The organism is Pseudomonas sp. GM80, assembly GCF_000282515.1.
Lineage (GTDB): Bacteria > Pseudomonadota > Gammaproteobacteria > Pseudomonadales > Pseudomonadaceae > Aquipseudomonas.
The window spans coordinates 1-6,527 of record NZ_AKJD01000209.1; the positions used below are offsets into that span (position 1 = coordinate 1).

Consider the following 6,527-nt stretch of genomic DNA (forward strand, 5'->3'; position numbering starts at 1 on the left):
CCTCAGCGAAGTGCCGTACGCCGGGGCAAAGCCTTTTGGTTCCTTTTTGCTGGGCCGGCATTCCGGCGTTTGAAAAAGGGACTCGCTGTAAGAGCGAAACCGCCAGCGGCAGCACCCGAGAAAACGGATATGCCCCCAAACCCTAAAAACGCAGACAAACAAAAACGCCCGGCATAAACCGGGCGTTCTGTATTGACTTGATTAACGAGCGCGGTAAGTAATGCGCCCTTTGCTCAAGTCATAGGGCGTCAGCTCGACGCGCACTTTGTCACCGGTAAGAATACGAATGTAGTTCTTGCGCATCTTGCCGGAAATATGCGCGGTTACGACGTGCCCATTTTCCAACTCCACACGAAACATGGTGTTGGGCAGGGTGTCGACGACAGTGCCTTCCATTTCGAAGCTGTCTTCTTTCGACATGCAGTAAAGCCCTCGGTATCCAATGAATGGCCCGGTGCAACTGCGCCAGGCAAAAGCGGCGTGCATTGTGCCCGAAAAATGGGGTTTACGCCAAGGGGTTTAGGGCTCGGGTTTAGTTGAGGACGACCCAGCGCTGATTAATCAGCAATTCGATAGGGCGATATTGGGTCTTGTAGTTCATCTTTTTGCAGTTCTTGATCCAGTAACCGAGGTACACCGCCTCAAGCCCCAGGCGCTGGCTTTCGCCGATCTGCCAGAGGATGGCAAAACGGCCAAGACTGCGGCGCTCTTCATCCGGTTCGTAAAAGGTGTACACCGCTGACAGGCCGTTAGGCAGCAAATCGGTCACCGCCACGGCCAGCAACCGTCCGTCGAGTCGGAACTCGTAGAAGCGCGAGAAGGGCAGATCACGTACCAGAAACGTCGAGAATTGATCACGGCTCGGCGGGTACATGTCGCCGTCGGCGTGGCGTTGTTCGATGTAGCGCTGGTAGAGATCGAAATATTCTTCGCTGAATTGCGGCTTGGCCGGGCGCACCTGCAAATCGGCGTTGCGCTTGAAAATGCGCTTCTGCTGACGATTGGGGGTGAACTGCGCCACCGGAATGCGCGCAGGCACGCACGCATTGCAGTTCTGGCAATGAGGTCGATACAGATGGTCGCCGCTGCGACGAAAACCCATTTCCGACAGGTCTGCGTAGACATGCACATCCATGGGCTGACTCGGATCGAGAAACAGGGTCGTGGCCTGCTCCTCCGGCAGATAGCTGCAAGAGTGAGGCTGAGTGGCATAGAACTTCAAACGCGCCAACTCGGTCATGATCAACCCTCGGGATAAGCTGGTGAATTAAGTGTAAGCCACGCGCGCAAAAGTCGCTCAGCAAACCCAGGTGGCACGATTGGGTTGATCCAGGTGTCGGGCCAGATAATCGGCGAATTGTTGGCGAGGGATTGCCCGGGCGCCGAGGCTGTGCAGATGATCGGTCGGCATCTGGCAGTCGATCAGTACGAACCCCGAGTCTTTCAGATGCCGCACCAGGGTGGCAAAGCCGAATTTCGAGGCGTTGTCGGCGCGGCTGAACATCGACTCGCCGAAAAACAGTTGGCCCATCGCCAAGCCGTACAGGCCGCCGACCAGTTCGCCTTGATCCCAGACTTCCACTGAATGGGCGAAGCCACGACGATGCAGTTCGACGTAGGCGTCTTGCATGGCCTCGGTGATCCAGGTGCCGTCGGCGTAGTCGCGGGGCGCGGCGCAGGCGCGGATCACCGCGTCGAAGTCCTGATCGAAGGTCACTTGATAGCGCTGCTGGCGCAGCAGTTTGCCGAGGCTGCGTGAAACATGCAGTTCGTCGGGAAACAGCACGGTGCGTGGATCCGGCGACCACCAGAGAATTGGCTGGCCCTCGGAAAACCACGGAAAGCAGCCATGGCGATACGCCTGGACCAAACGATCGGCAGACAAATCGCCGCCAGCGGCAAGCAATCCGTTGGGCTCGCGCATGGCCTTTTCCAAAGGAGGAAAAGTCAGGGAATTACGTTGTAACCAAGTCAGCATGGCATCCAGGCTTGCAGAAGGGGAGGGCAGAGCTGGCCATTTGGCCCGCGATAAAGTGTGCCGTCAAATGACCGGAATGTCGTCCAGATACTTCTCGGCATCGAGTGCGGCCATGCAGCCGGCGCCGGCGGAGGTGACCGCTTGACGGTAAACATGGTCGGCAACGTCGCCGGCAGCAAACACCCCGGGGATCTCGGTGGACGTGGCGTCACCGTCGCTGCCACCCTTGACCCGCAAATAACCGTCATGCATCGACAACTGGCCCTGAAACAGGTCGGTATTGGGCTTGTGGCCGATCGCGATGAACACCCCGGCCAACGGTAGTTCGCGGGTTTCGCCGGTATGACTGTGACGCAGACGGGCGCCCGTGACGCCGCTGGCATCGCCCAACACTTCGTCGAGATTCTGGTTCCAATGCAAGCGCACATTGCCGTTGGCGGCTTTCTCAAAGAGCTTGTCCTGGAGGATTTTCTCCGAGCGCAGTTTGTCGCGACGATGGATCAAGTGTACTTCCTTGGCGATGTTGGACAGGTACAGTGCTTCCTCGACGGCGGTGTTGCCACCGCCGACGACCGCGACCACCTGATTGCGGTAAAAGAAGCCATCACAGGTGGCGCAGGCGGAAACACCTTTGCCGGCGAAGGCTTCTTCCGAGGGCAGGCCCAGATACTGCGCCGAGGCGCCGGTGGCGATGATCAGCGCGTCGCAGGTGTAAGTGCCGTTGTCGCCGATGAGTTCGAACGGGCGCTGTTGCAACTTGGCGGTGTGGATGTGGTCGTAAACGATCTCTGTGGCAAAGCGTTCGGCGTGTTTCTGCATGCGTTCCATCAGCACCGGCCCGGTCAGGCCTTCGACGTCACCGGGCCAGTTGTCGACTTCGACGGTGGTGGTGAGTTGACCGCCGGCCTGCAGGCCGGTAATCACCACGGGTTTGAGGTTGGCACGGGCGGCATACACGGCTGCGCTGTAACCGGCGGGGCCGGAGCCAAGAATGATCAAGCGTGAATGCTTCGCTACGTTCATCAAATACACCTCATAAGCCTTTGTCACAAAAGGTAATGCATGCTCAAATTGGCCCACAGGTTTTGTGTGCTTGACTATGCTTTAGCCTCGGGTTTGAAGCATGGCATCGCACGTACAAACCCGTACAATGCCGGGCTGTTACAGAATGTTCGCGCTGTGCCGTGTTTTTAAAAGCCTCGGCGCAGTTTTAAAAGTAGTCTCAGTTGCGCTCGTTCACTTTGTTACCTGCCTGGATTGGGCAGTTTTTTATCGTCATTCAATAGATGGACGCGCCATTGGCGCAGGAAAAGTAGCGTTTTGAAGAAATCCACCGCAGCACCTAAAACAGTCGTTCCGCTCTGGCGCCAACAGTTGCACTACCGGCTCAAGGAAGGTGCATTGATCGCCATTGGCGCCTTGTGCCTGTTCCTGATGATGGCCTTGTTGACCTACGGCAAGGACGATCCGGGCTGGAGCCACAACAGCAAGATCGACGATGTGCAGAATTTCGGCGGCCCGGCCGGCTCCTACAGCGCCGACATCCTGTTCATGGTGCTCGGTTACTTCGCCTATATCTTCCCGTTGCTGCTGGCGATCAAGGCGTATCAGATCTTCCGCCAGCGCCACGAACCGTGGCAGTGGAGCGGCTGGCTGTTCTCCTGGCGCCTGATCGGTCTGGTGTTTCTGGTGCTGTCGGGCGCTGCGCTGGCGCATATCCATTTTCATGCCGCGACGGGCTTGCCGGCCGGTGCCGGTGGCGCTTTGGGTGAAAGCCTCGGCGATCTGGCGAAGAACGCGCTGAATATCCAGGGCAGCACGCTGCTGTTCATCGCGCTGTTCCTGTTCGGCCTGACCGTGTTCACCGACCTGTCGTGGTTCAAGGTGATGGACATCACCGGCAAAATCACCCTCGACCTGTTCGAACTGTTTCAGGGCGCGCTGAATCGCTGGTGGTCGGCACGTACCGAACGCAAACAATTGGTCGCGCAACTGCGTGAAGTCGATGTCCGTGTGCATGACGTGGTCGCGCCGACGGTCACCGACAAGCGCGAGCAGGCCAAGGTCAAGGAACGCCTGATCGAGCGTGAACAAGCCCTGAGCAAGCACATGTCCGACCGCGAGAAGCAGGTGCCGCCGGTCATCGCCCCAGCCCCGGTCAAGGCGCCGGAGCCGAGCAAGCGTGTGCAGAAAGAGAAACAGGCGCCGTTGTTCGTCGACAGCGCCGTCGAAGGCACCTTGCCGCCGATCTCGATCCTCGACCCTGCGGAAAAGAAACAACTCAATTATTCGCCGGAATCCCTGGCAGCGGTCGGCCACTTGCTGGAGATCAAGCTCAAGGAGTTCGGTGTCGAGGTCACGGTGGACTCGATCCATCCGGGCCCGGTGATTACCCGTTACGAAATTCAGCCTGCCGCCGGCGTCAAAGTCAGCCGCATTGCCAACCTGGCGAAAGACCTCGCGCGTTCGCTGGCGGTGACCAGCGTGCGGGTGGTCGAGGTGATTCCGGGCAAGACCACGGTCGGTATCGAGATTCCCAACGAAGACCGGCAGATCGTGCGCTTCTCCGAAGTGCTGTCGACGCCTGAGTACGACAACTTCAAATCGCCGGTCACCCTGGCGCTCGGTCATGACATCGGCGGCAAACCGGTCATCACCGACCTGGCGAAGATGCCGCACTTGCTGGTGGCCGGTACCACCGGTTCCGGTAAGTCGGTGGGCGTGAACGCGATGATCCTGTCGATCCTGTTCAAGTCCGGCCCGGAAGACGCCAAGCTGATCATGATCGACCCGAAGATGTTGGAACTGTCGATCTACGAAGGCATTCCGCACCTGCTGTGCCCGGTCGTCACCGACATGAAAGACGCCGCCAACGCCCTGCGCTGGAGCGTTGCCGAGATGGAGCGCCGCTACAAGCTGATGGCGAAAATGGGCGTGCGTAACCTGTCCGGCTTCAACGCCAAGGTCAAGGAAGCGCAGGACGCCGGCGAGCCGTTGAGCGACCCGCTGTACAAGCGCGAAAGCATTCACGACGAAGCGCCGCTGTTGCAGAAGCTGCCGACCATCGTGGTAGTCGTCGACGAATTCGCCGACATGATGATGATCGTCGGCAAGAAGGTTGAAGAGCTGATCGCCCGTATTGCGCAGAAGGCGCGTGCGGCGGGTATTCACTTGATCCTCGCCACTCAGCGACCCTCGGTGGACGTGATCACCGGTCTGATCAAAGCGAACATCCCGACGCGTATGGCGTTCCAGGTGTCGAGCAAGATCGACTCGCGGACCATCATCGATCAGGGCGGCGCCGAACAACTGCTTGGCCACGGTGACATGCTCTACATGCCGCCGGGCACCAGTCTGCCGATCCGGGTTCACGGCGCGTTCGTTTCCGACGAAGAGGTTCACCGTGTGGTTGAAGCGTGGAAACTGCGCGGCGCCCCGGAATACAACGACGACATCCTCAATGGTGTCGAAGAAGCCGGCAGCGGCTTTGAAGGCAGCAGCGGTGGCGGCGATGGCGATGATCCGGAAACGGATGCGCTGTACGACGAAGCCGTACAGTTCGTGCTGGAAAGCCGTCGTGCCTCGATTTCTGCCGTTCAGCGCAAGCTGAAGATCGGCTACAACCGCGCCGCACGGATGATCGAAGCCATGGAAATGGCCGGGGTCGTCACGTCGATGAACACCAACGGTTCGCGTGAAGTGCTGGCCCCGGGCCCGGTACGCGACTGATCCAAAAAGCAAGAGGCGGGACAATGATGTGCCGCCGCTCTCCCAACGAGTATTCAAGAGGACTCCCATGCGTCTTATCCGCATGCTGCTGCCAGTACTGGCTTTGACCACACTCACGGCCCACGCCGATGACAAGGACGTGGCTCGTTTGACCCAATTGCTGGAAACTTCCAAGACCCTGAGCGCGAACTTCTCGCAGCTGACCCTCGACGGCAGCGGTACGCAGTTGCAGGAAACCACCGGCGACATGACCCTGCAGCGTCCGGGCCTGTTCTACTGGCACACCAACGCGCCGGCCGAGCAGACCATGGTGTCTGATGGCAAGAAGGTCACCCTGTGGGACCCGGATCTGGAACAGGCGACCATCAAGAAGCTCGACGAGCGTCTAACCCAGACCCCGGCGCTGCTGCTGTCCGGTGATGTGTCGAAGATCAGCCAGAGCTTTGATATTTCCGCGAAAGAGGCGGGCGGCGTGATCGACTTCACCCTCAAGCCGAAAACCAAGGACACCCTGTTCGACAACCTGCGTCTGTCGTTCCGCAATGGTCTGCTCAATGACATGCAACTGATCGACAGCGTCGGCCAGCGCACCAACATCCTGTTCACCGGGGTGAAGGCCAACGAGCCGGTACCGGCGTCCAAGTTCAAGTTCGACATCCCCAAGGGTGCGGACGTGATCCAGGAATAAACCCAGGCCCCTTGTACCGGGGCCCTCGTGGAGAGGACCTGGTATTAAGGGGCTCTTTGTGGCGAGGGGATTTATCCCCGTTCGGCTGCGCAGCAGTCGTCGCTTTTGGCGCCGCTTCGCAGCCCAACGGGG

At 59.2% G+C, this 6,527-nt stretch carries 6 protein-coding genes; 2 read left to right on the plus strand and 4 right to left on the minus strand.

All coding sequences use genetic code 11. The features are described from left to right. Window positions 1–201: 201 nt before the first annotated feature. The 4 genes from infA to trxB all read right to left on the minus strand — a co-directional run bounded on the left by infA (window position 202) and on the right by trxB (window position 3,001). Window positions 202–420 (minus strand): translation initiation factor IF-1, encoded by a 219-nt coding sequence (gene infA / locus PMI37_RS26605; protein ID WP_002553999.1) that lies wholly within the window; start codon window positions 418–420, stop codon window positions 202–204. A gap of 112 nt (window positions 421–532) precedes the next feature. Further along, complete coding sequence (locus PMI37_RS26610) at window positions 533–1,240, minus strand: arginyltransferase (protein ID WP_008087004.1); 708 nt, start codon at window positions 1,238–1,240, stop codon at window positions 533–535. Between the two features lie 57 nt (window positions 1,241–1,297). Further along, window positions 1,298–1,978, minus strand: a complete 681-nt coding sequence (gene aat / locus PMI37_RS26615; protein WP_045123303.1) for a leucyl/phenylalanyl-tRNA--protein transferase — start codon at window positions 1,976–1,978, stop codon at window positions 1,298–1,300. A gap of 63 nt (window positions 1,979–2,041) precedes the next feature. Next, complete coding sequence (gene trxB / locus PMI37_RS26620; RefSeq protein ID WP_008087010.1) at window positions 2,042–3,001, minus strand: thioredoxin-disulfide reductase; 960 nt, start codon at window positions 2,999–3,001, stop codon at window positions 2,042–2,044. Window positions 3,002–3,298: 297 nt separating this feature from the next. Between trxB and PMI37_RS26625 the strand changes: the two genes are divergently transcribed. Together PMI37_RS26625 and lolA are read left to right on the plus strand one after the other, a co-directional pair. After that, on the plus strand, window positions 3,299–5,707 hold the full coding sequence (locus PMI37_RS26625) for a DNA translocase FtsK (RefSeq protein WP_081500545.1): 2,409 nt from the start codon (window positions 3,299–3,301) through the stop codon (window positions 5,705–5,707). 67 nt (window positions 5,708–5,774) lie between these two features. After that, on the plus strand, window positions 5,775–6,395 hold the full coding sequence (gene lolA, locus PMI37_RS26630; RefSeq protein ID WP_008087013.1) for an outer membrane lipoprotein chaperone LolA: 621 nt from the start codon (window positions 5,775–5,777) through the stop codon (window positions 6,393–6,395). The last annotated feature ends 132 nt before the right edge of the window (window positions 6,396–6,527 follow it).